This is a genomic window from Brevundimonas sp., from assembly GCF_052436175.1.
Lineage (GTDB): Bacteria > Pseudomonadota > Alphaproteobacteria > Caulobacterales > Caulobacteraceae > Brevundimonas.
Window position 1 is genome coordinate 43,140 of the sequence record NZ_JBQVNM010000005.1, and the last position, 20,742, is coordinate 63,881.

Sequence of the window (20,742 nt, forward strand, 5' to 3'; positions counted from 1 at the left end):
CTCAGCCCGGCTTGAACAGCAGGGCCACGCCGTTGTTGCAGTAGCGTTTTCCGGTCGGGCGCGGCCCGTCGTCGAAGACGTGACCCTGGTGCCCCAGACAGCGGGCGCAGTGATATTCGGTTCGAGGAATGCCGATCTCGAAGTCGGTCTTCGTGCCGATATGGGCCGGATTGACCTGGAAGAAGCTGGGCCAGCCGGTGCCGCTGTCGAACTTCCACGCCGACAGAAAGAGGGGCAATTCGCAGCCGCGACAGACGAAGGTCCCGGCGCGCTTCTCGTCATCCAGGGGGCTGGTGAACGGTCGCTCGGTCGCCGCGTGACGCAGGGTCTGATAGCTGGCCACCGGCAAGGCGGCGCGCCACTGGGCGTCGGTCATCCGCCGGAACGGCGACGAGGCGAAGGCGTCGGCGGCGGAGGCGCGCGACGAACACCCGGCCGCCAACACCGCGGCGCCGCCGAGCAACAGGGACCGTCTGGGCAGGGAGATTTGTGTCATGCCCTGACTACGTCGGGACGGGCGAAGTGGTTTCAAGTCCCCGGACGGGTCACTCCAGCCCCGTGGCCTCGTACAGGCCCAGCATCAGGTTCAGGTTCTGAACCGCCGCGCCGGACGCCCCCTTGCCGAGGTTGTCCAGCAGGGCGACCAGACGCACCTGTTCGCCCTCGCGGTCGCCGAACACATGCAGCCGCATGGAGTTGGTCCCGTTCAGCCCCTCGGGCGTCAGACCGGTCATGGCCTCGGTCTCCTCCAGCGAGGCGACCTCGACGAACCGCTCGCCCTCATAGGCCTCGACCAGAGCGCCGTGGATCACCTCGATCGAGGTCCGCGAAGGCAGGGCCGCCAGTTGCAGCGGCACCTCGACGATCATGCCCTGCCGATACGCGCCGACGGATGGGGCGAACAGGACGTCACGGGTCAGGCCCGCATGCCGCGTCATCTCCGGCACATGCTTGTGCTTCAGGCCGAGGCCATAGGCGCGATACGGCGGCGCCTTGGCCGCGTCGGGGCCCTCGAACTCGGCGATCATCGACTTGCCGCCGCCGGAATAGCCGCTGACGGCGTTGACCGTCATCGGCAGGAAGCCGGGGATAATCCCCTCGCGCACCAGCGGCGCGACCAGACCGAGGAATCCCGTCGGATAGCAGCCGGGGTTCGACACCCGTTTCGACTCGACGATGGCCTCACGCTGGCCCGGCCGCAGCTCGGCGAAGCCATAGGTCCAGCCGCTGGCGACGCGGTAAGCCGTCGAGGCGTCGATCACCTTCACTGTCGGACTGTCGATCATGGCCACGGCCTCTCGCGCGGCGTCGTCCGGCAGGCAGAGGATCACCAGATCGGCGGCGTTGAGCGCCTCCTTGCGCTTGGCCGGATCCTTGCGGTCGGCCTCGCCGAGGGAGATGAAGCTCAGCTCCCCCCTTCCCTTCAGCCGCTCGCGGATCTCCAGACCCGTGGTCCCGGCCTCGCCGTCGATGAAGATGGTGTGGGTCACTTGCTCAAATCCCGCCAATTGCTGGTCCGGCGTCCAAACCAACCTGATCCCCAGCCGGGGAAAAACTCAATCACCGCATCGGCCTCCAGATGAGGCTCGTCCTAAAGGTAGAGGATCACCGGCTCGCCCACCTGCACGCCTCCGACGTCCGAAAGCACGTGTTCAATCAGATACTCTCCACCATCCGGATGGCGGTCCGCTCCGCTGATTGCGAGACGCTTCATCTAAAATCTGCCCATAGAAAAAGGGCGCTCCGGTTTCCCGAAGCGCCCCGTTTCGTAATCGCTGTCGCGAAACGGCTTAACGCTTCGAGAACTGGAAGGAACGGCGGGCCTTGGCGCGGCCGTACTTCTTGCGCTCGACCACGCGGCTGTCGCGGGTCAGGAAGCCGTGCGGCTTCAGGACCGGGCGCAGAGCCGGCTCGTAGTGGGTCAGGGCGTGCGACAGGCCGTGGCGGATGGCGCCGGCCTGGCCCGACAGGCCCGAACCCTCGACAGTGCAAACGACGTCGAACTGGGTAGTGCGGTCGGTCACTTCGAGAGGCTGGGCGACCATCATGCGCAGGATTTCACGGGCGAAGTAGGCCGTGATGTCCTTGCCGTTGACGGTGATCTTGCCGGTGCCGGGCTTGACCCAGACGCGGGCGATCGCGTTCTTGCGCTTGCCGGTCGAATAGGCGCGGCCCTGGGCGTCCAGCTTCTGGACATGCTCGGGCGCGGCCTCGGCCGTGGCGGACAGGCCCTTCAGGGCGTCGAAGCCGGTGGCTTCCGTGGTCACGTCGGTCATGCTCAGACGCTCCGGGTGTTCTTGGCCGAAGCCGACGCGAAGTCGATCGTCTCGGGCTGTTGGGCTTCATGGGAGTGGGTCGCGCCGGAGAAGAGACGCAGGTGCGTCATCTGCTTGCGGGCCAGCGGGCTTTCCTTGGGCAGCATGCGCTCGACGGCCTTTTCAAGGACGCGCTCGGGGAAACGACCGCCCAGCACCTTGGCCGGGGTGGTTTCCTTGACGCCGCCCGGGTGGCCGGTGTGACGGTAGTAGATCTTGTCGGTGTTCTTCTTGCCGGTGAACACCACCTTGTCGACGTTGGTCACGACGACATAGTCGCCGCAATCGACGTGCGGGGTGTAGGTCGGCAGGTGCTTGCCGCGCAGGCGGTTGGCGATGAAGGTCGCGTGGCGGCCCACGACGACGCCTTCGGCGTCGATGTGAATCCACTTCTTCTCGACCTCGGCCGGCTTCAGAGAAGCCGTGGTGGTCTTCAACATGATGAAGGGTCCCAAAGAGAACGGAAAAACGGTTTGCCCGTCCCGACCAAGGCCGGAACGAACGGAAGGCGCGCTGATAGAGGACATGGACGGCGCGGTCAATACGTCGCAACGCACCAAACCTCATTCAATATATTGAAATATCTAGACTAATTAAATACGGTATTAAAATACCCAGTCTTGAGGCGCTTTTCCGACGTCCAACGTCATCGAACCGTGACCGTTTCGACATAGGCGATACAGAGTAACATCTGTCAGCGGATACTCTCATGCTCGCCCATCGACGCGCCCTCCTGACCGGCAGCGCCGCCGCCCTCGCCTTCTCCGGCCTGGCCCGTCATGCTGCGGCGCAGACGGCCTCCACGGGCGAGACCTATGTCAACGAGGTCGAGGGCTACGGCCCGCTGCTGCGCGATCCCAACCGTCTGCTCGATCTGCCCGAAGGCTTTTCCTATCAGGTCGTGGCCCAGAGCGGGGACACCATGGACGACGGCCTGTTCGCGCCGGGCCAGCCCGACGGCATGGCCTGTTTCCCGCTGGACGGGACCCGGGTCGCTCTGGTGGTCAATCACGAGCTGAAGGGCTCCAGCGCCCTGCACCGCAACCTTGGGCCGGGCGGCCTGCAGCAGGAACGGATCGGGCGGCTGGACGCCAGCCGCGCCTATGACACCTACAAGGACGGTCGTCCCCTGCCCGGCGGCTGCTCCACCATCATCTATGACCTGGCGACACGTCAGGTCGTCAGCCGCCACCTGACCCTGGCGGGCACCTCGACCAACTGCTGCGGCGGGCCGACGCCCTGGGGCAGCTGGCTGAGCTGTGAGGAGACGGTCGAGACCCCGGCCGACGCTGACGTGACGAAGCCCCACGGCTGGGTCTTCGAGGTGCCCGCCACGGCGACCGGCCTGGTCGATCCTGTGCCGCTGAACGCCATGGGCCGGTTCGACCACGAGGCCGTCTGCGTCGATCCCCGCACGGGCATGGTCTATCTGACGGAGGATCAGAACGAGGGCCTCTTCTACCGCTTCATCCCGACCACGCCGGGTCGGCTCGCCGACGGCGGCAAACTCCAGGCCATGGCCTTGAAGGGCGCGCCCTCCGCCGATACCCGGAATCAGGACGCCCGCCTCTGGGCCGTCGGCGACTGGCGCGAGATCGCGTGGATCGACATGGACGACGTCGAGTCTCCCAACGATGACCTGCGCAAGCGGGGTCACGCCGCCGGCGCCGCCCTGGTCGCCCGGGGCGAGGGCATCTGGTGGGGCGACGACGAGATGTATTTCACCGCCACGTCCGGCGGCCCGATCCGGCGCGGCCAGATCCTGCGGCTGGTTCCCGGTCTGAACGGGGCCGCGGACCGGTTGCAGCTCTTCGTCGAAAGCACCGACGAAAAGACCCTGAACATGGGCGACAACATCACCATCGCGCCCTGGGGTCACTTGATCGTCTGCGAGGACAATTATTCGCGCGAGATTCGCAACCACCTGAAGGGCGTCACCCCCGAGGGCCGCGTCTATACAATCGCCCGCAATATCTTCAGCGGGAACTCCGAATTCGCCGGGGCCTGTTTCTCGCCGGACGGACAGGTGCTGTTCGTCAACATCATGTACCCGGGCATGACCCTGGCGATCAGAGGCCCATGGTCCTCGGTCCGGACATGAACAGGCGCGGCTGGGAACGTCGCACCAGCCACAGGTTGACCGTCGCCACCACCAGGACCAGCGCCGCCCCGGCCTGATGCAGGCCGCCCAGCCACAGGGGCACGGCGTGGATCAGGGTCACCACGCCCAGCGCGGCCTGCAGCCACAGGGCGACGGCCACCGCGATCGCCCAGGCGCCCAGTCCCTCGGCCAGCCGCCAGCGCCAGGCCTGGATCGCATAGGCCGTTCCGCCGATCAGCAACCCATAGGCCCAGATGCGGTGGTTGAACTGCACCAGGGCCTGATCGTGCAGGAAGGTCAGCGCACCCTTGCCCCAGTCTGCAGGCGGGAAGAAGGCCCCGTTCATCAGCGGCCAGTCGGTATAGACGAAGCCCGCCTTGGCCCCGGCCACCAGCCCGCCCAGCAGGCACTGGAAGAAGATCGCGCCCCACAGCAAGGCGGAACCCCGGCTCCAGCCCTCGGGCGACCGCGAATGCTCCTCGCCCGACCAGGCCTCCAGGCCCGTCCAGATCAGGCCCGCGAAGATCAGCAGGGCCAGACCGAGATGGACCGTCAGCCGCTCGGGGGCGACATCGACCCGTTCCGACAGGCCGCTGGACACCATCCACCATCCGATCAGTCCCTGAAACCCGCCCATGGCCAGCAGCGCGGCGCAACGCCAGATCAGCCGCTGCGGAATGCGCTTGATGGCCAGGAAGACCACGAACGGCAGGGCGAACGCCACGCCGATCAGCCGCCCGAACAGCCGGTGCAGCCATTCCCACCAGAAGATGCCCTGGAACTCCGACAGGCTCATGCCCGCATTGACCTGGGCGTATTGGGGGATGGTCTTGTATTTCGCGAACGCCTCGGCCCAGGCGGCGTCGCTCATCGGCGGTACGGCGCCCATGATCGGCTTCCATTCCGTGATCGAGAGACCCGAGCCCGTCAGCCGGGTGACCCCGCCGATGACCACCATGGCGAAGACGAGGGCGGCGCAGGCGAACAGCCAGATCGCGACGGCCCGGCTCTGGTCACGCTGGATAAATCGGTTCATTCGACGCCTGCGATCCTGACGGCTACACTGTCGGCATACGACGATGGTCGCTTCCGACCGTGGCGGTATGCCCCCCGATCGGGGCAAGATCAAAGCCGATTTGGCCGCACGATGTCGCGGGCCGCATCGAACAGCGTTGGAGGAGAGGCTTGGAATACGCCGATATCGCCGCGGCCGTGGTGGGGACGTCGATCGTCGCCTGGATCGCCGACCTGCTGACGGGCCGTCGCGGCTATTTCGGCGCCATCCTGGTGGCGGGCGTGGGGGCCCTGTGCGGCTGGTTCCTGTCGATCCGGGTCTTCGCCCTGACGACGATGGACGGATGGATCTGGGTCGCCTGGTCCCTGTCCGGCGCGGCCCTGAGTCTCGTCGCCTTCTATCTGTTCCGGAGCAAGCGCTGATGCAGCCGGTGACCAAACCCAGCGGACGGCGCGCCGTCGCCGCGATCCTGACCCTCGCCTTTCTGGCCTTCTACGTCTGGGCGGTGATCGCCATCGGTGAGCACCTGCCCGACCACTGGCTGGCGCAACTGGCCTTCTACGGCCTGGCCGGCATCGTCTGGGGCCTGCCCCTGCTCCCGCTGTTCAGCTGGGCCGAACGCGGCGGGCGAAAGGGCTGAGGGCCTCAAACGACAAAGGGGCCGCTCGAAAGCGACCCCTCTAACCGACCGTCTTCTTTGCGGAAGATGGTCGGAGCGACAGGATTCGAACCTGCGACCCCTTGACCCCCAGTCAAGTGCGCTACCAGGCTGCGCCACGCTCCGAGAGGCGGTCGTATAGCGGGGCGGTCGGCGCGCCGCAAACCCTAAAAGCCGCAAAAACGCACACGGGCGAAGCTAGCGCGTCAGGGCCGCGTCCAGCCGGGACTTGGCGGTCTGCAGTTCAGCCAGCAGAGCGTCCAGAAGACCGCCCGTCGCGTCCGACGGCTCGCCCCTTGGCGATGTCGGCGCCTCCGCACCCGCTGCGTCCATGACAAACCCGGCCTCGGGATCGCCATAGGCGGCCAGGCGGGCCAGTCCCTGCTCGCGGTGGAGCCTCTGCACGCCCTTGATCGTCAGACCCTCGTCATGCAGCAGGCGGCGCACGGCCTTCAGCAGCACGATGTCCTGCGGACGATAGAAGCGGCGTCCGCCGGCCCGCTTGACCGGGGTCAGGAAGGCGAACTTGGTCTCCCAGAAGCGCAGTACGTGCTGAGGCGCGCCCACGGCCTCGGCCGCCTCGGAGATGGTGCGAAAGGCGTTCGGTCCCTTGACGGTCGTCCTGGGCGCGCTCGCCATGGCGGTCAGCCGACGACGGCGTCGTGGACCCGCGCCTTCATGATCTGGGAGGCGCGGAAGCTGATGACGCGGCGCGGATTGATCGCGGCGGGTTCGCCGGTCTTGGGGTTGCGGCCCATGCGCGCGCGCTTTTCACGCACCTGGAAGACCCCGAAGCCGGACAGTTTGACCGTCTCGCCGCGCTCGAGCGATTCGACGATCAGTTCCAGGGTGCGTTCGACCATGGCGGAGCACTCCTGCCTCGACAGGCCCACCTCTTCGTGGACCGCCTCGCAGAGGTCGGCGCGGGTCAGCGTGTTCTGTTCACCCAAAGCCGTGCCCTCCAGCCCCCAAGACCCACATATAAAAGGCGAAAAACGCCAAAAACAAAAGCCGCAATCGTGCTTTACAGTCTGAAGGCGCAGGCGCCCCAGGTCAAACCGCCGCCCATGGCCTCCAGAAGCACGATATCGCCCCGCTTGATGCGCCCGTCCCTGATGGCCGAATCAAGCGCCAGGGGAATGGAGGCGGCCGAGGTGTTGGCGTGCTGGGCGACCGTCAGGATGACCTTGTGCTCGTCCAGGCCCAGCCGATCGCCGACGCCCTTGATGATGCGCTGATTGGCCTGGTGGGGCACGAACCAGTCCACATCGGCCACTTCCAGGCCAGAGGCCTCGCAGGCCAGGGTGATGGCTTCGGCGATATTGACCACGGCATGGCGGAACACCTGGTTGCCGAGCATCCGCAGATGACCGACCTGGCCGGTTGTGGAAGGCCCCCCATCGACGTAGAGCAGATCGGTCTTGGAGCCGTCAGCGCGCAGGGCGAAGCCCAGCAGGCCCTGATCGGCCCTGGTCCCCTGCCCTTCGCGCGGCTCGACCACCACGGCGCCGGCGCCGTCGCCGAACAGGACGCAGGTCGTCCGGTCGGTCCAGTCCATCAGCCGGCTCATTTCCTCGGCCCCGATGACCAGGGCGCATTTCGACAGGCCGCGCGCCACGAAGCCGTCGGCGACGCTCAGGGCGTAGACGAAGCCCGAGCACACCGCCTGGACATCGAAGGCGATGCCGACCGGGCAGCCCAGCTTGGCCTGGACGATGGCGGCCGTGGCCGGGAAGGTCATGTCGGGCGTGGTCGTGGCCACGATGATCATGTCGACGTCGGCGACGCTGCGGCCCGCATCTTCGAGCGCCTTCTTCGCGGCCTCCACGGCCAGATCGCTGGTCGGCTGATCCTCGCGTGCCTGGTGCCGCTGCTTGATGCCGGTGCGTTCGGTGATCCATTCGTCTGTGGTGTCGACGAACTTCGCCAGATCGGCGTTGGTCACGATCTTCTCGGGCAGGAAAGACCCCACCCCGGTGATCGCGCTGCGGGTTACGCTCACTTGGTCGCCTCTTCGGTGGACGGCGCGGCGGTCTGGGCGGCCTCGACCGCCTCGATCACCTCGCCCAGCCGGCCCAGACTGACGCCGACCTTTTCAAGATAGTCGCTGCGCGCCAGATCGACAGCGATACGGATCGCGGCCCCGAACCCACTGGCGTCGGCGCCGCCGTGGCTTTTGACCACAATGCCGTTAAGGCCGAGCAAAGGCCCGCCGTTGATGGCGTTCGGGTCGATCCGGCGACGCATCACCTTCAGCGCCGGAAGCGCGATCAGGGCGCCGATCTTGGACTGCACGCTGGAGGTCAGGGCCTCCTTCAACAGGGTCGAGATGAAACGGGCCGTGCCCTCGGCGGTCTTCAGGGCGATATTGCCGGTGAAGCCGTCGGTGACGATGACGTCCACGGTGCCCTTGGCGATGTCGTCGCCCTCGACGAAGCCGTAGTAGGGCAGATCCAGTTCGCCGCTGCGCAGGATCCGGTGCGCCTCGCGCACCTCCTCATGGCCCTTCATGTCCTCGGAGCCGACATTCAGGACGCCGATGACGGGCTTCTCCACGCCGTTGACGGCGGCGTGATAGGCCTCGCCCATGATGGCGAACTGAATCAGCTGACGCGCGTCGCTCTCGACATTGGCGCCGACGTCCAGAACGGCCGTGATCCCCTTCAGGGTCGGCCAGCCCGCGACGATGGCCGGCCGCTCGAGCGCCTCGGCCGACATGCGCAGGATCAGCTTGGAAATGGCCATCAAGGCGCCGGTGTTGCCGGCCGAAACGACCGCGCCGGCCTCGCCCTGCTTCACCGAATCGATGGCGTTCCACAGGCTCGATCCCTTGCCGCGCCGCATGGCCTGGGCCGGCTTCTCGTCCATGGCCACGACCTTGTCGGTGTGGCGAACCTCGATGAGAGCCGGATCGAGATGAAGGCGGGCGATCTCGGCCTGGATCGCCGCCTCGTCCCCGTGCAGCAGGAATTTTAGGTTCTGCGCGCCGTGGCGCCGGACATAGTCACGAACGCCCCCCACGACGGCGGGCGGCCCATGGTCGCCGCCCATGGCGTCGAGCGAAATCACGGTGGGGGAAGGCAAGGACATTCAGCTCCACGCGCCGTCTGTCGCGGCGCTCAACTGCTGGGGTGGAAGATAGCGACGGCCGCGCGGAATGGAAGCCCGATGACCCTGGGTCAACCTTGGATCAGGTTCAGCTGGTCTCGCCGCCGTCCGGGCGCTTGAACTGTTTCAGAACAGCGAAGGGCGAAATCTCGATCGGCTCAGGGGGCTGAACGAACTCGGCCCCCGGCTTGCGCGGGAAGGGATCCAGCGACAGGACCAGTTGCTCAAGGGCGTATTGCCCCAGATCGATCTTGCCGTTCTCGATGACGTCGGGCGCATCGTCGTCGATCGAAACCTCGACCTCTCCCTCGTCGTTCGCGGTCGGCGAGCTCTCAACGAGATCGACGGAGAACCGCTCGTCGATTGAGACCGGCAGGGGATCGAGCGTGATGCCGCAGGCCTGAACCGCCTCTGCCTGCAGCCGACCCGACAAAAGCCAGCCCTCACGGGCCGGCGCGACATGAAGTTCGGCGTCAAAGGCGTCGAGCGAAATCAGTTCCAGGCTTCGGGCGATCTGGCGACGAAGAGCCTCATCGGGCTGAATCCGGCGTGTGACGCCGGCGCCGATCTCGTTGATCCGCAGGGTTTCGGACAGGAGCGATTCGGTCATGCCGCCACCTCCGGCCAGGCAGGGCTGGCGATCACCGCTGCAAAGGGCTGGCCGGCCAGACGCCGTCGAGCCTCGATCGCATATTTCGCCAGATCAGCGGCGCCTGGCGCGGTCTCGTCGCCATGGACATTGCGGGCCAACAGCGTCGTCAGGGCCGCCGCATCGCCCGCGCGCAGGGGCGCCTCATAGGCGACCATCCGCCCATACAGGGCCTCGCCCAGCTTCCTCATCTTGCGCGCCATCGACATGTCGCCGACTCCGAGTTCCCGCAGGACGTTGTCCAGCGCCGAGACGTAGGTATCGAACAGGGACTGCGCCGCCTCCCCGCCCGGACCCGAGGTCTGTTCGCCATCAGCCGTCACGTCCTCGTCGCGCAGGCGCAAGATCAGCAGCAGGGCGTGGAGGGTGTAGAGCTCGAACCGCGCGTCGATCCGGTCCGCCACGCCCATTCGGGTATAGAAGCCGGGCTGACGCGCCTGGGCCGAGACGGCGGCGTACAGTGGCTCGCCGACCTGTTCGATGACGCGTTTTCGGAAGAGACTTCTCAGCATGGTTTCGACGGCCCCTTTTCCGCCGCGCCGTTGAACTAGGACGCGGGTCCGGTTAGGTCAAAGACCTTGTTCAATCCAGGCGACTGTTTCATGCCCCGTTACGCTCCTCTTTTCGGTGCGGCCGCCCTCGTGGTCCTGAGCGCCGGCGCCCTCGGGGCCTGTGCGCCGGTGATCGGCCAGCACGGCTTCCAGGCCATCGACGCCAAGCCCGCGGACGTCGTCGCCGGCACGGACACCAAGGAAACCGTCCTGGCGCGCCTGGGCACGCCCTCGACCACCTCGGTCTTCGAGGGCGACCACGTCTGGTACTACATCACCCAGACGACCGAGCGGTACACCTACCAGCAGGCCAAGGTGTCCCAGCGCAGCGTCACCGAAATCACCTTCAACGAGGCAGACGGGAAGGTTGCGGGCGTCCGCACCCTGGGCCTCGACGACGGCGTCCAGGTCGCCATGGAGCGCCGTGAGACCCCGACCCGTGGTCGCCAGCTGACCATCCTTGAGCAACTCCTGGGCAACGTCGCCCGCGGCCAGCTGCCGCGCGACGACGACGACCCCGGCGCACGCCGCCCGGACTAGGCTTCGGCTCAGCACAGAATCGAAACGCCCCGGAGAGTGATCTCCGGGGCGTTCTCTTTTGTCATCCCGGAAGCGGCGTCGCCGCAATCCGGGATGCCGATCAGACGATCTTGCCGCTCGCCAGCACCGCCAGAAGCAGCAGGGCGACGATGTTGGTGATCTTGATCATCGGGTTCACCGCCGGACCGCTGGTGTCCTTGTAGGGGTCGCCGACCGTGTCGCCGGTGACGGCGGCCTTGTGCGCCTCCGACCCCTTGCCGTGGACGACGCCGTTCTTGTCGGTGAAGCCTTCCTCGATCACCTTTTTGGCGTTGTCCCAGGCGCCGCCGCCCGAGGTCATCGAGATGGCGACGAACAGGCCGGTGACGATCACGCCCATCAGCATGGCGCCGAGGGCGGCGAAGGCGTTGGCCTTGTACGGCTGGATGAACAGCACCACCACGAACAGGACGATCGGCGACAGCACCGGCAGCAGCGACGGCACGATCATCTCCTTGATCGCCGCCTTCGTCAGGATGTCGACGGCCCGCGCATAGTCCGGCTTGACATCGAAGGTCATGATGCCGGGGTTGTCGCGGAACTGGCGGCGCACCTCGGCCACGACCGATTCGGCCGCGCGCCCCACGGCCGTCATCGACATGCCGCCGAACAGGAAGGGCAAGAGCCCCCCGAACAGCAGGCCGATCACGACATAGGGGTTGGTCAGATCGAAGGCGACCTGGCCCAGGCCATAGAAGAAGCTGCCCGGCTGGGCCTCGGCCGAGAAGAACTTCAGGTCCTCGGTATAGGCGGCGAACAGCACAAGGGCGCCGAGACCGGCCGAACCGATCGCGTAGCCCTTGGTGACGGCCTTGGTCGTGTTGCCCACGGCGTCGAGGGCGTCGGTCTTCTCACGCACCTCGGACGGCAGGCCCGCCATTTCGGCGATGCCGCCGGCGTTGTCGGTGACCGGGCCGAAGGCGTCCAGGGCGACGATCATGCCCGCCACGCCCAGCATGGTCGTGGTGGCGATGGCGATGCCGAACAGACCCGCCAGCTGGAAGCTGGCGACGATGCCGACGATGATGGCCAGGGCCGGAAGCGCCGTGGATTCCAGCGACACGGCCAGTCCCTGAATCACATTGGTGCCGTGACCGGACACCGAGGCGTTGGCCACCGAACGCACGGGCCGGAAGTTCGAGCCGGTGTAGTATTCGGTGATGACCACGATGGCGGCCGTCACGCCCAGACCGACCATGCCGGCCCAGAACAGGTTCATGGGCTGGATCAGCAGCCCGCCGGAGGTTTCCACCGCGCCGGGCACCAACTGCTTGATGATCCACCAGACCGCGATCGCCGACAGCACCCCGGTGACGATCAGGCCCTGATAGAGGGCGCCCATGATGTTCTTCGACTTGCCCAGGCGCACGAAGATCGAGCCGACGATCGAGGTGACGATACAGATTCCGCCGATGGCCAGCGGCAACAGCATCATCACGTCCACATAGGGCTGGGCGCGGAAGAAGATCGCCGCCAGCACCATGGTGGCGACCATAGTCACCGCATAGGTTTCGAACAGGTCGGCGGCCATGCCGGCGCAGTCACCGACATTGTCGCCGACGTTGTCGGCGATGGTCGCGGCGTTGCGGGGGTCGTCCTCGGGGATACCGGCCTCGACCTTGCCCACCATGTCGCCGCCCACGTCGGCGCCCTTGGTGAAGATGCCGCCGCCCAGACGCGCGAAGATCGAGATCAACGACGCGCCGAAGCCCAAGGCCACCAGACCGTCGATGACCTCGCGGCTCGTCGGCTCCAGACCCATATGCGCCGTCAGGACGATATAGTAGCCCGCCACGCCCATCAGGGCGCCGCCGGCCACGAACATGCCGGTGATGGCGCCGGAGCGGAAGGCGAGGTCCAGACCGCGCGACAGGCTCTCGGACGCGCCCTGGGCCGTGCGGGCATTGGCCCGGACGGAGATCAGCATCCCCGCGTAGCCTGCCGCCCCCGAAAGGACCGCCCCGACGAGGAAGCCCACGGCCGCATAGGGGCCGATCAGCAGCCAGGCCGCGATCAGGATGACCACGCCCACGATGCCGATGGTGGTGTATTGCCGCTTCAGATAGGCGGAGGCGCCTTCCTGGATGGCGGCGGCGATCTCTCGCATTCGGTCGTTACCGGTGCCGGCCTTCATCAGCACCCCGGTCTGGATCGCACCATAAAGTACGCCCAGAACGCCGGCCGCGAAGGCGAGCGTCAGATAGATATGCATTGGCGTTTCCATGCCCTTGTGAATGGCGCACGGCTCGCTCGCTTCCGGGTCTTCAGACCTCTGTGAGGCGACCGATCCCCCCCGTGCGCCTCGGACGCATCAGCGCGCCCAGACGGGAGTCGATGGAACCGTGCCAAATGCGGCGAACCGACGCAACACCGCGATATGCGGGCAGGAAGGCCTCAAACCGCCCGGATGATGCCGAGGAAGTCCTCGGCCTTCAGCGAGGCGCCGCCGACAAGGGCTCCGCCGACCTCCGCCGCATGCAGGATTTCGGCGGCGTTCGAGGGCTTGACCGAGCCGCCGTACAGGATCGGCGCCGTCCGGCCGTCGTCGCCGAGGCGCGCGATCAGCGCGGCCCGGACCGCGCGATGGACCGCCTCGATCTGCTCCAGCGTCGGGATCAGGCCCGTGCCGATCGCCCAGACGGGCTCATAGGCGACAGCGAAGGCCTGCCCCTTCAAGGCGTCGCTGACGGACCCGGCCATTTGGCGGCTGACGACCTCTACGGCCTCGCCCGCCTCACGCTGGGCCAGGGTTTCGCCGACGCAGACGATCGGCTCCAGCCCGGCCGCCACGGCGGCGTCGACCTTGGCGGCGACATCTGCGTCGGTTTCACCGCACGCGGCCCGACGCTCCGAGTGGCCGAGAATCACCAGTTTGGCCCCGGCGTCGGCCAGCATGGCGGCCGAGACCGATCCGGTGAAGGCGCCCGCCGGCTCCGCGTGGCAGTCCTGCCCCCCGACCTCGATCGTGTTTCCGACGGCGCGTGACAGCCGCTCGATCAGGGTCGCCGGAGGACAGACGCCGACGCGCGCCCTGGCCGGAGAAGCCTGCAAGGCCGCGCCGAGCGCCAGGGCCTCGGCCAGATCGGCGCCCAGGCCGTTCATCTTCCAGTTGCCGACGATCAACTTCACGGATTGTTTCATTCGGCCCTCCTAACCAAGCCCGCGCGGGAAGCCAAGCTGTCGCCGCAATCCCCTGATCCAGAGGCGTGGGCCTGATCGCAGGCTCAACCGACCGCCCGGCCGCTTGCCGCGCCGCCACGCCCTGCCTATACGCCGGGACGGCGTTGCACTCGCCGCCCAGATTTCCAGGTCCGACCGAATGATCTCCCTGTTCCGTAACTTCGCCCGCTCCAAATGGGCCGTCGGCCTGCTCGTGCTGGTGGGCTTCGCTGTCGTCTTCACCGGTGCCCAGATGGATGTCTTCTCGAATCTGGGGCCCAAGCATGTCGTCAGCGCCGGAAGCCGCAGCGTCGATCAGGCTCAGTTCCGCCAGGAATTCGAGCGCGTGCGCACCGCCGCCGCCGAGCAGGAAGGCAGGGCCGTCTCGACCGAGGATCTGGTCAAGGCCAACCAGCACATCGCCTATCTCGATATGACCACGCGCCGCCTGGGCCTGCTGGAATGGGCCTGGGATGCGGGCATTCGTCCCGGCAAGGATCTGATCATCAAGCAGATCCGCGCCCTGCCCGCCTTCTTCAACCAGGTCTCGGGCAAGTTCGACGAGGACCAGTATCGCAACCTGCTGGCCCAGCAGAACGTCACACCCGCGCAGCTGGAGCAGGAATTCCGCGATCAGGAGATCATCTCCCACTTCGGCTCCGGCGTGACCGCCGGGGTCCGCCTCCCCCGCATCTACGGCGCCCTGATGGCGGCCGGCGCGATGCAGACCCGCGACGGGCGCTGGTTCGAGGTCACGTCTTCCATGGTCCCGGCCGTCGGCGCTCCGACGGACGCCCAGCTCACCGCCTTCATGAACGAGAACGCCGCCCAACTGCGTCGTCCGGAGTTCCGCATGGCCTCGGTGGTCCTGTTCAGCGACGGCGCCGCCTCCACCGCCCCGATCGCCGAGGAGCGGATCGTCGAGCGCTTCAACTTCAAGAAGGACACCCTGTCCAAGCCGGAAACCCGGACCTTCGTCACGTTGACGGCGCCGACCAAGGCGGCCGCCGATCGCATCGCCGCCGCCCTGCGCGCCGGCCAGACGCCCGCCGCCGCCGGTCAGGCCAACGGCGGCGTTCAGCCCGCCGACTTCAACGCCACCCCGCGCTCGGCAGTGACCGATCCGGCCGTCGCCGCCGCCGTGTTCGCCGCCACGCCCGGCCAGGTCATTGATCCGATCCAGGGCCGCGTCGGCTTCACCGTCGCCAGGTTGACGTCCGTCACGCCCGGCGCCGCAGCCACGCTCGAAAGCGCCCGTCCGGCCCTGATCGCGGAACTGCGCGAAGAAGACGCCAAGGCCAAGGTCTTCTCGCGCGTCGAGCAGTATGAAAAGGCCCGCAACGAGGGCAAGACGCTGGATCAGGCCATCGCCCAGATCGGCGCCCGTATTATCAAGCTGCCGCCCTTCACCGCCGACGGCAAACTGCCCGACGGTCAGCCCATGAACGCCCCCCCGCAGATCCTGCAGGCCGCCACGACCCTGTCCAAGGGCGGCGAAAGCGACGTCATCGACGCCGGCCAGGGCCAGTACTTCGTGCTGCGCCTGGACGACATCATGCCGGCCGCCATGCCGACCCTGGCCGAGGTCCGCGCCCCTCTGGCCCAGGAGTGGACCCGCCGCGAGAACGCCCGTCGCCTGTCGGCCAAGGCCGAGGAACTGGCGGCCCAGGTGCGCGGCGGCAAGGACATCGCCGCCGTCGCCGCCTCAGCCGGCGCAACCCTGGTGACCCGCACCGCCGTCTCCCAGACCCCGGACGCCCAGAACGCCATCGGTCAGGGCGTCCTGCGCGGCCTGTTCGGCCAGGGGCGTGGCCAGGTCTTCTCGGGCCAGACCGCCGCCGACGCCTTCGTCGTGGGACGGGTGGATGCGATCCACGCCGCCTCGCCCGTTCTGGCCGCCGCGCCCGCCGAACAGGTTCGCCTGCGCCTTGCCCCGCAGATCGGCAATGCCCTGGCTGAACAGCTGGCCACGGCCGCGATGGCCAAGGTCAAGGCCACCAACGACCCCGTCATCGCGCTGCAGGCCCTCGGCGTCACGGCGCCTGACGCTCCGACGACGCCGGCGCCGTGACCACGGACGCCTACGACGGCTTCGCCCGGGGCCTGGCCGACGGCCGGCCCCAGGTGGTGGTTCGCCGCCTGATCGACGATCTTGAAACCCCGGTCTCCGCCTATCTCAAGGTTGGGCTGGGACGGAACCACGCCTTCCTGCTGGAATCGGTCGAGGGCGGCGCGCTCAACGGCCGCTACTCGATCATCACCCTCGACCCGGATGTCGTCTGGCGGTGCCGTGACGGCCGGGCCGAGATCGCACGCGGCGGGGACATCGCGGCCGAACGGTTCTCGCCGGAACCCCTGCCCGCGCTGGAAAGCCTGCGCGCCCTGATCGCGGCCACCAGGTTCGATCTGACCGCCACATCAGAGGGTGAACTGCCGCCGATGGCCGCCGGCCTGTTCGGCGTCTTCGGCTACGATATGGTGCGGTTGCTGGAACCGCTGGGCGCGCCGAACCCCGACCCCCTGGACCTGCCGGACGCGGTTCTCACGCGCCCGTCGCTTGTGGCCATGTTCGATTCCGTGCGCCGCGAGATCGTGATGGTGTCCACGGCCTATCCGGACTCAGGCGTCGAGCCGTCCAGGGCCTGGGCCGCCGCCCAGGCGCGACTGGACGACTTCGAACATCGCCTGCGCCAGCCCCTGCTCGGCCGCGCCGCGCCCCAGCCGGTCGAGACCCCGACCTTCGCCTCCCCGGTGGACGAAACCGCCTTCGACGGCATGGTGGGCCGCGCCAAGGACTACATCGGGGCCGGCGACATCTTTCAGGTGGTGCTCAGCCACCGCTTCAGCGCGCCGTGGACCGGCGAGCCCTTCGCCTTCTATCGCTCCCTGCGGCGTCAGAACCCCTCGCCCTATCTCTTCTATCTGAACTTCGGCGACTTCCAGCTGGCCGGATCCAGCCCCGAGATTCTGGTCCGGCTCAAGGACGGCGGCGTCACCATCCGCCCGCTGGCCGGCACTCGCGGGCGCGGTGCCACCCCCGAAGCCGACCGGGCGCTGGAGGCCGAACTCCTGGCCGATCCAAAGGAACGGGCCGAACACCTGATGCTGCTGGACCTGGGCCGCAACGACGTCGGCCGGGTCTCGGTCCCCGGCACGGTCGAGGTGACCGAGAGCTTCGTGGTCGAAAGCTACAGCCAGGTCATGCACATCGTCTCCAACGTCATCGGCAAGGCCGACCCGAAGCTGGACGCCGTCGACACCCTGCTGGCCGCCCTGCCGGCCGGCACCCTTTCCGGGGCGCCCAAGGTGCGGGCCATGGAGATCATCGACGAGCTGGAGCAGACCAAGCGCGGCGTCGGCTATGGCGGCGGCGTCGGCTATATCTCGGCGGGCGGCGAGGCCGACATCTGCATCGTGCTGCGCACCGCCATGTTCACGCAGGGTCAGGTCTTTGTCCAGGCGGGCGCCGGGGTCGTCGCCGACTCCGACCCGGCCGCCGAGTACGCCGAGACCTGCGCCAAGGCCCGCGCCCCCATGCGGGCCGCCCAGGACGCCTGGCGATTCGAGCTCGGCGCGCCGCTCAATGCGTCCGGCGTCGTCTGAGGCCTCTCGTCACGCCGGCGGTCCGCGATGGATCGAACCTTGGCATTGACCGTTCCTCCTGCATCGAAAACAGGAATGCTGGATCATGGACGTCAAGGACGAACCCGTTGTCGAGGAAACGACTGAGGAAGCCCGTCAAGCGGAAAACATTCCGGGCATGACCAGTGTGCTGGGCCTGTCGATCACCGGTGTGGTGATTGTCTTTGCCCTGGTTCTCGGCGGATTCCTCGCCCACCAGGCCGGCTGGTTCTGACGCCTATCGCGGCGGGGCGGCCCAGGTCGTCTCGTCGATCGTGAAGCCCGGCCCCAGAACGACGACACCCGCCATCAGAACCGCTGCCGTGGCCGCAAGGAACGCTGCCCCGAGCGCCGCCACGGGCTGGCCGGGCCTCTCCGGCTCCTCAACCAGCAGGGTTCGGGCGGCGGTGATCTGATTGTGGGCCGAGGTCATGCGGCGCTCCGGGACGAGCTCCGATCTGGGACTGGGCCGGTTAACGTGCGGTTTCCGCGCGCCGCCCTTTGCACCGCGCCGCCGCACGGCCTAAAGACCCGGACATGATCCTCGTCGTCGATAACTACGACAGCTTTACCTACAACCTCGTCCACTACCTCGCGGAACTGGGCGCGGAGACGCACGTCGTGCGCAACGACGATCTCACGACCGAGGAAGCCTGGGCGCTGAAGCCCGAGGCTGTTCTTCTGTCGCCCGGGCCTTGCGCGCCCGATCAGGCGGGCATTTGCCTCGCCCTGATCGACACGGCCCCGCTGGACATGCCGATTCTCGGCGTCTGCCTCGGCCATCAGGCGATCGGTCAGGCCATGGGCGGCCACGTCATCCGCGCCAAGGCCCTGATGCACGGCAAGACCTCGCCGATCCTGCATGAGGGTCAGGGCATGTTCACCGGCCTGCCGTCGCCCTTCGCCGCCACCCGCTATCATTCGCTGGCCGTCGAGCGCGAAACCCTGCCCGAGGCGCTGGAGGTCACCGCCTGGACGGCGGACGGCGAAATCATGGGCCTGCGTCACCGCACCCGGCCGATCCACGGGGTCCAGTTCCACCCCGAATCCATCGCCACCGAGCACGGTCACGACATGCTGGCCAACTTCCTCAACCTGGCGGGCGTTCGGCGTCTCGCGATCGTTTGAGGGCGCGCGGGTGACGACGGACGGCGGCTTCAAGCCCCTGCTGGCGCGACTGATCGACGGGCAGGTCCTGTCGTCGGACGAGGCCCACGACTTTTTCGCCGCCTGTTTGCGTGGCGAGCCCACGCCCGCCCAGGTCGCCGCCGCGGTCACGGCCCTGCGCATGCGCGGCGAAACGGTGGAGGAGATCGCCGCCTTCGCCCAGGCCATGCGCGACGCCGCCGCGACACTCGATCACCCCTACGACGTCATCGACACCTGTGGCACCGGCGGCGACGGGGCTCACACCTTCAACATCTCCACCGCCTCGGCCCTTGTTCTGGCCGGCGCGGGCGTGAAGGTGGCCAAGCACGGCAACCGCGCCATGAGTTCCAAGTCCGGGTCCTCGGACGTCCTGTCGGTGCTGGGCGTTGATCTGACGGCGGGCCAGACGAAACAGCGTCAGGCGCTGGACGAGGCCGGCATCGCCTTCCTGTTCGCGCCCGCCTACCACGGCGCCATGCGTCACGTCGGGCCGGTGCGGGCCGAGATCGGTTTCCGCACGGTTTTCAATCTTCTGGGCCCACTTTCAAATCCAGCGTCTGCGAAACGCCAGCTGATGGGGGTCTATGACCCGCGCCTGCTGGAGCCCCTCGCCGAGGTCCTGGGCCGGCTCGGCGCCGTGCGCGCCTGGACGGTCCACGGCGACGGCCTCGATGAGCTGACGACCACGGGCGAGAGCCAGGTCGCCGAATGGCGCGACGGCGCGGTGCGGCGTTTCACCGTCTCGCCCGAGGAGGCCGGCCTGCCGCGCGCCTCGATCGAGGATCTGCGCGGCGGCGACGCCGGGACCAACGCCCTGGCTCTTACCGCATTGCTGGACGGCGCGACCGGCCCTTACCGCGATATCGTGCTGCTGAACGCCGCCGCCGCCCTCGTCGTCGCGGACAAGGCGGACGATCTGACGCATGGCGTCGCCCAGGCTGCACGGGCCATCGATGAAGGCCACGCCCGCACCGCCCTCAACGCCCTGGCCCGCATCACCTCCGCCCCGGAAGAGGAAGTGGAGCCGCAATGACCGACATCCTGTCCCGTATCGCCGACTACAAGCGCGATGAAGTGGCCGCCCGCAAGGCCATCCGCAGCCTGTCCGATCTGGAAGCCGCCGCCGCCGCCGTCTCCGCCCCCCGGGGCTTCCGCGCCGCGCTCGAGGACCACGTCGAGGCCACCGGCCGGCCCGCCCTGATCGCCGAAATCAAGAAGGCCAGCCCGTCCAAGGGGCTGATCCGCGCCGACTTCGATCCGCCGGCCCTGGCCCGCGCCTATGAACGCGGCGGCGCGTCCTGCCTCTCGGTCCTGACCGACGGCCCAAGCTTCCAGGGCGACGACGTTTTCCTGGCCGCCGCGCGCGAAGCGGTCGCCCTGCCCTGCCTGCGCAAGGACTTCCTCGTCGATCCCTGGCAGGTGGCCGAAAGCCGCGCCCTCGGCGCCGACTGCATCCTCGTCATCCTCGCCATGATCGACGACGGTCTGGCCGCCGAACTGCTGGCCGAGGCCGGACGATTCGGCATGGACGCCCTGATCGAGACCCACGACGAGGCCGAGATGGCCCGCGCCTGCCGCCTCGGCGGTGATCTGGTCGGGGTCAACAACCGCTCGCTCAAGACCTTCGAGGTCGATCTCGAAACGACTGAACGCCTGTCGATGCTCAGTCCGGTCAAGGCCCTGCTGGTGGCCGAGAGCGGCATCTTCACGCCCGAAGACGTCCAGAGGGTCTCCGAAGCCCATGCCCAGGCCGTTCTCGTCGGCGAAAGCCTGATGCGTCAGGACGACGTCGAGGCTGCGACGCGGTTGCTCATGGCTTAGGCCCCAACCTCTGATA

Annotated in this window: 24 protein-coding genes and 1 tRNA gene; 10 read left to right on the forward strand and 15 right to left on the reverse strand. The window is 67.7% G+C overall.

Annotated elements, in window-relative coordinates; genetic code table 11:
• Nucleotide 1 precedes the first annotated feature (1 nt).
• The 4 genes from msrB to rplM all read right to left on the reverse strand — a co-directional run bounded on the left by msrB (nucleotide 2) and on the right by rplM (nucleotide 2,752).
• Nucleotides 2-496, reverse strand: a complete 495-nt coding sequence (gene msrB / locus ACT6QK_RS02385; protein WP_444596223.1) for a peptide-methionine (R)-S-oxide reductase MsrB — start codon at nucleotides 494-496, stop codon at nucleotides 2-4.
• A gap of 49 nt (nucleotides 497-545) precedes the next feature.
• Complete coding sequence (argC, locus tag ACT6QK_RS02390) at nucleotides 546-1,490, reverse strand: N-acetyl-gamma-glutamyl-phosphate reductase (RefSeq protein ID WP_444596224.1); 945 nt, start codon at nucleotides 1,488-1,490, stop codon at nucleotides 546-548.
• A 300-nt stretch (nucleotides 1,491-1,790) separates the two neighbouring features.
• The gene (gene rpsI, locus ACT6QK_RS02395; protein WP_444591698.1) at nucleotides 1,791-2,276 is read right to left on the reverse strand and encodes a 30S ribosomal protein S9; all 486 of its coding nucleotides are present in this window, start codon (nucleotides 2,274-2,276) and stop codon (nucleotides 1,791-1,793) included.
• Nucleotides 2,277-2,278: 2 nt separating this feature from the next.
• Entirely contained in the window at nucleotides 2,279-2,752 is a 474-nt protein-coding gene (gene rplM, locus ACT6QK_RS02400) for a 50S ribosomal protein L13 (RefSeq protein WP_444596247.1), read from the reverse strand.
• Between the two features lie 272 nt (nucleotides 2,753-3,024).
• Here rplM and ACT6QK_RS02405 point away from each other — a divergent pair, with 272 nt between their 5' ends.
• Nucleotides 3,025-4,416 (forward strand): alkaline phosphatase PhoX, encoded by a 1,392-nt coding sequence (locus tag ACT6QK_RS02405; protein WP_444591699.1) that lies wholly within the window; start codon nucleotides 3,025-3,027, stop codon nucleotides 4,414-4,416.
• On the opposite strand, the gene ACT6QK_RS02410 is transcribed toward ACT6QK_RS02405, so the two are convergent.
• A complete protein-coding gene (locus ACT6QK_RS02410; protein ID WP_444591700.1) occupies nucleotides 4,385-5,452 on the reverse strand; it encodes a COX15/CtaA family protein in 1,068 nt (355 codons plus the stop codon). The two genes, ACT6QK_RS02405 and ACT6QK_RS02410, sit on opposite strands and share 32 nt — an antisense overlap.
• A 149-nt stretch (nucleotides 5,453-5,601) precedes the next feature.
• On the opposite strand from ACT6QK_RS02410, the gene ACT6QK_RS02415 reads away from it, so the two are divergent.
• Nucleotides 5,602-5,853, forward strand: coding sequence for a transglycosylase (locus ACT6QK_RS02415; protein ID WP_444591701.1), 252 nt, complete (start codon nucleotides 5,602-5,604; stop codon nucleotides 5,851-5,853).
• Complete coding sequence (locus ACT6QK_RS02420; protein ID WP_444591702.1) at nucleotides 5,853-6,071, forward strand: DUF2842 domain-containing protein; 219 nt, start codon at nucleotides 5,853-5,855, stop codon at nucleotides 6,069-6,071. Before ACT6QK_RS02415 ends, ACT6QK_RS02420 begins: the two co-directional genes overlap by 1 nt.
• Nucleotides 6,072-6,138: 67 nt before the next feature.
• Here the strand turns inward: ACT6QK_RS02420 and ACT6QK_RS02425 are convergent.
• The 7 genes from ACT6QK_RS02425 to ACT6QK_RS02455 all read right to left on the reverse strand — a co-directional run bounded on the left by ACT6QK_RS02425 (nucleotide 6,139) and on the right by ACT6QK_RS02455 (nucleotide 10,358).
• A tRNA-Pro gene (locus ACT6QK_RS02425) sits at nucleotides 6,139-6,215 on the reverse strand.
• A gap of 72 nt (nucleotides 6,216-6,287) precedes the next feature.
• Nucleotides 6,288-6,728, reverse strand: a complete 441-nt coding sequence (locus tag ACT6QK_RS02430) for a MerR family transcriptional regulator (RefSeq protein WP_444591703.1) — start codon at nucleotides 6,726-6,728, stop codon at nucleotides 6,288-6,290.
• Nucleotides 6,729-6,733: 5 nt separating this feature from the next.
• Complete coding sequence (locus ACT6QK_RS02435) at nucleotides 6,734-7,039, reverse strand: integration host factor subunit alpha (RefSeq protein WP_444591704.1); 306 nt, start codon at nucleotides 7,037-7,039, stop codon at nucleotides 6,734-6,736.
• 74 nt (nucleotides 7,040-7,113) lie between these two features.
• The gene (locus ACT6QK_RS02440) at nucleotides 7,114-8,091 is read right to left on the reverse strand and encodes a beta-ketoacyl-ACP synthase III (RefSeq protein WP_444591705.1); all 978 of its coding nucleotides are present in this window, start codon (nucleotides 8,089-8,091) and stop codon (nucleotides 7,114-7,116) included.
• Entirely contained in the window at nucleotides 8,088-9,140 is a 1,053-nt protein-coding gene (gene plsX / locus ACT6QK_RS02445) for a phosphate acyltransferase PlsX (RefSeq protein ID WP_444591713.1), read from the reverse strand. Before plsX ends, ACT6QK_RS02440 begins: the two co-directional genes overlap by 4 nt.
• Before the next feature lie 145 nt (nucleotides 9,141-9,285).
• Nucleotides 9,286-9,807 carry a YceD family protein gene (locus ACT6QK_RS02450; RefSeq protein ID WP_444591706.1) on the reverse strand — a complete coding sequence of 174 codons (522 nt, stop codon included), beginning with the start codon at nucleotides 9,805-9,807 and terminating at the stop codon, nucleotides 9,286-9,288.
• On the reverse strand, nucleotides 9,804-10,358 hold the full coding sequence (locus tag ACT6QK_RS02455) for a ubiquinol-cytochrome C chaperone family protein (protein ID WP_444591707.1): 555 nt from the start codon (nucleotides 10,356-10,358) through the stop codon (nucleotides 9,804-9,806). The genes ACT6QK_RS02450 and ACT6QK_RS02455 overlap by 4 nt, the downstream gene beginning before the upstream one ends.
• A gap of 90 nt (nucleotides 10,359-10,448) precedes the next feature.
• Between ACT6QK_RS02455 and ACT6QK_RS02460 the strand changes: the two genes are divergently transcribed.
• Nucleotides 10,449-10,937, forward strand: a complete 489-nt coding sequence (locus tag ACT6QK_RS02460; RefSeq protein WP_444591708.1) for an outer membrane protein assembly factor BamE — start codon at nucleotides 10,449-10,451, stop codon at nucleotides 10,935-10,937.
• A 100-nt stretch (nucleotides 10,938-11,037) separates the two neighbouring features.
• Here the strand turns inward: ACT6QK_RS02460 and ACT6QK_RS02465 are convergent, their stop codons facing one another.
• Nucleotides 11,038-13,188, reverse strand: a complete 2,151-nt coding sequence (locus ACT6QK_RS02465; RefSeq protein ID WP_444596225.1) for a sodium-translocating pyrophosphatase — start codon at nucleotides 13,186-13,188, stop codon at nucleotides 11,038-11,040.
• Nucleotides 13,189-13,370: 182 nt separating this feature from the next.
• Nucleotides 13,371-14,117 (reverse strand): triose-phosphate isomerase, encoded by a 747-nt coding sequence (gene tpiA, locus ACT6QK_RS02470; protein WP_444596226.1) that lies wholly within the window; start codon nucleotides 14,115-14,117, stop codon nucleotides 13,371-13,373.
• Nucleotides 14,118-14,295: 178 nt separating this feature from the next.
• Between tpiA and ACT6QK_RS02475 the strand changes: the two genes are divergently transcribed.
• The 3 genes from ACT6QK_RS02475 to ACT6QK_RS02485 all read left to right on the forward strand — a co-directional run bounded on the left by ACT6QK_RS02475 (nucleotide 14,296) and on the right by ACT6QK_RS02485 (nucleotide 17,991).
• The gene (locus ACT6QK_RS02475; RefSeq protein ID WP_444596227.1) at nucleotides 14,296-16,206 is read left to right on the forward strand and encodes a peptidyl-prolyl cis-trans isomerase; all 1,911 of its coding nucleotides are present in this window, start codon (nucleotides 14,296-14,298) and stop codon (nucleotides 16,204-16,206) included.
• Nucleotides 16,203-17,738: an anthranilate synthase component I gene (trpE, locus tag ACT6QK_RS02480; protein ID WP_444596228.1), complete on the forward strand. Its 1,536-nt coding sequence runs from the start codon at nucleotides 16,203-16,205 to the stop codon at nucleotides 17,736-17,738. Before ACT6QK_RS02475 ends, trpE begins: the two co-directional genes overlap by 4 nt.
• 85 nt (nucleotides 17,739-17,823) lie before the next feature.
• Entirely contained in the window at nucleotides 17,824-17,991 is a 168-nt protein-coding gene (locus tag ACT6QK_RS02485) for a hypothetical protein (protein WP_444596229.1), read from the forward strand.
• Between the two features lie 3 nt (nucleotides 17,992-17,994).
• Here ACT6QK_RS02485 and ACT6QK_RS02490 read toward each other — a convergent pair whose 3' ends face one another.
• Nucleotides 17,995-18,189, reverse strand: coding sequence for a peptidoglycan-binding protein (locus tag ACT6QK_RS02490; RefSeq protein ID WP_444596230.1), 195 nt, complete (start codon nucleotides 18,187-18,189; stop codon nucleotides 17,995-17,997).
• A gap of 104 nt (nucleotides 18,190-18,293) precedes the next feature.
• Here ACT6QK_RS02490 and ACT6QK_RS02495 point away from each other — a divergent pair, with 104 nt between their 5' ends.
• The 3 genes from ACT6QK_RS02495 to trpC are packed head-to-tail and all read left to right on the forward strand — an operon-like array spanning nucleotide 18,294 to nucleotide 20,726.
• On the forward strand, nucleotides 18,294-18,884 hold the full coding sequence (locus tag ACT6QK_RS02495) for an anthranilate synthase component II (RefSeq protein WP_444596231.1): 591 nt from the start codon (nucleotides 18,294-18,296) through the stop codon (nucleotides 18,882-18,884).
• 10 nt (nucleotides 18,885-18,894) lie between these two features.
• Nucleotides 18,895-19,938 carry an anthranilate phosphoribosyltransferase gene (trpD, locus tag ACT6QK_RS02500; protein ID WP_444596232.1) on the forward strand — a complete coding sequence of 348 codons (1,044 nt, stop codon included), beginning with the start codon at nucleotides 18,895-18,897 and terminating at the stop codon, nucleotides 19,936-19,938.
• On the forward strand, nucleotides 19,935-20,726 hold the full coding sequence (gene trpC / locus ACT6QK_RS02505; protein ID WP_444596233.1) for an indole-3-glycerol phosphate synthase TrpC: 792 nt from the start codon (nucleotides 19,935-19,937) through the stop codon (nucleotides 20,724-20,726). Before trpD ends, trpC begins: the two co-directional genes overlap by 4 nt.
• Nucleotides 20,727-20,742: the final 16 nt, after the last annotated feature.

Excerpts from the sequence above, each read along its gene's own strand:
- msrB (WP_444596223.1), bottom strand. The coding sequence starts at position 496 with ATGACACAAATCTCCCTGCCCAGACGGTCCCTGTTGCTCGGCGGCGCC.
- rpsI (WP_444591698.1), bottom strand. The coding sequence starts at position 2,276 with ATGACCGACGTGACCACGGAAGCCACCGGCTTCGACGCCCTGAAGGGC.
- ACT6QK_RS02405 (WP_444591699.1), top strand. The coding sequence starts at position 3,025 with ATGCTCGCCCATCGACGCGCCCTCCTGACCGGCAGCGCCGCCGCCCTC.
- ACT6QK_RS02410 (WP_444591700.1), bottom strand. The coding sequence starts at position 5,452 with ATGAACCGATTTATCCAGCGTGACCAGAGCCGGGCCGTCGCGATCTGG.
- ACT6QK_RS02420 (WP_444591702.1), top strand. The coding sequence starts at position 5,853 with ATGCAGCCGGTGACCAAACCCAGCGGACGGCGCGCCGTCGCCGCGATC.
- ACT6QK_RS02430 (WP_444591703.1), bottom strand. The coding sequence starts at position 6,728 with ATGGCGAGCGCGCCCAGGACGACCGTCAAGGGACCGAACGCCTTTCGC.
- plsX (WP_444591713.1), bottom strand. The coding sequence starts at position 9,140 with ATGGGCGGCGACCATGGGCCGCCCGCCGTCGTGGGGGGCGTTCGTGAC.
- ACT6QK_RS02450 (WP_444591706.1), bottom strand. The coding sequence starts at position 9,807 with ATGACCGAATCGCTCCTGTCCGAAACCCTGCGGATCAACGAGATCGGC.
- ACT6QK_RS02455 (WP_444591707.1), bottom strand. The coding sequence starts at position 10,358 with ATGCTGAGAAGTCTCTTCCGAAAACGCGTCATCGAACAGGTCGGCGAG.
- ACT6QK_RS02460 (WP_444591708.1), top strand. The coding sequence starts at position 10,449 with ATGCCCCGTTACGCTCCTCTTTTCGGTGCGGCCGCCCTCGTGGTCCTG.
- ACT6QK_RS02465 (WP_444596225.1), bottom strand. The coding sequence starts at position 13,188 with ATGCATATCTATCTGACGCTCGCCTTCGCGGCCGGCGTTCTGGGCGTA.
- tpiA (WP_444596226.1), bottom strand. The coding sequence starts at position 14,117 with ATGAAACAATCCGTGAAGTTGATCGTCGGCAACTGGAAGATGAACGGC.
- ACT6QK_RS02475 (WP_444596227.1), top strand. The coding sequence starts at position 14,296 with ATGATCTCCCTGTTCCGTAACTTCGCCCGCTCCAAATGGGCCGTCGGC.
- ACT6QK_RS02485 (WP_444596229.1), top strand. The coding sequence starts at position 17,824 with ATGGACGTCAAGGACGAACCCGTTGTCGAGGAAACGACTGAGGAAGCC.
- ACT6QK_RS02490 (WP_444596230.1), bottom strand. The coding sequence starts at position 18,189 with ATGACCTCGGCCCACAATCAGATCACCGCCGCCCGAACCCTGCTGGTT.
- ACT6QK_RS02495 (WP_444596231.1), top strand. The coding sequence starts at position 18,294 with ATGATCCTCGTCGTCGATAACTACGACAGCTTTACCTACAACCTCGTC.
- trpC (WP_444596233.1), top strand. The coding sequence starts at position 19,935 with ATGACCGACATCCTGTCCCGTATCGCCGACTACAAGCGCGATGAAGTG.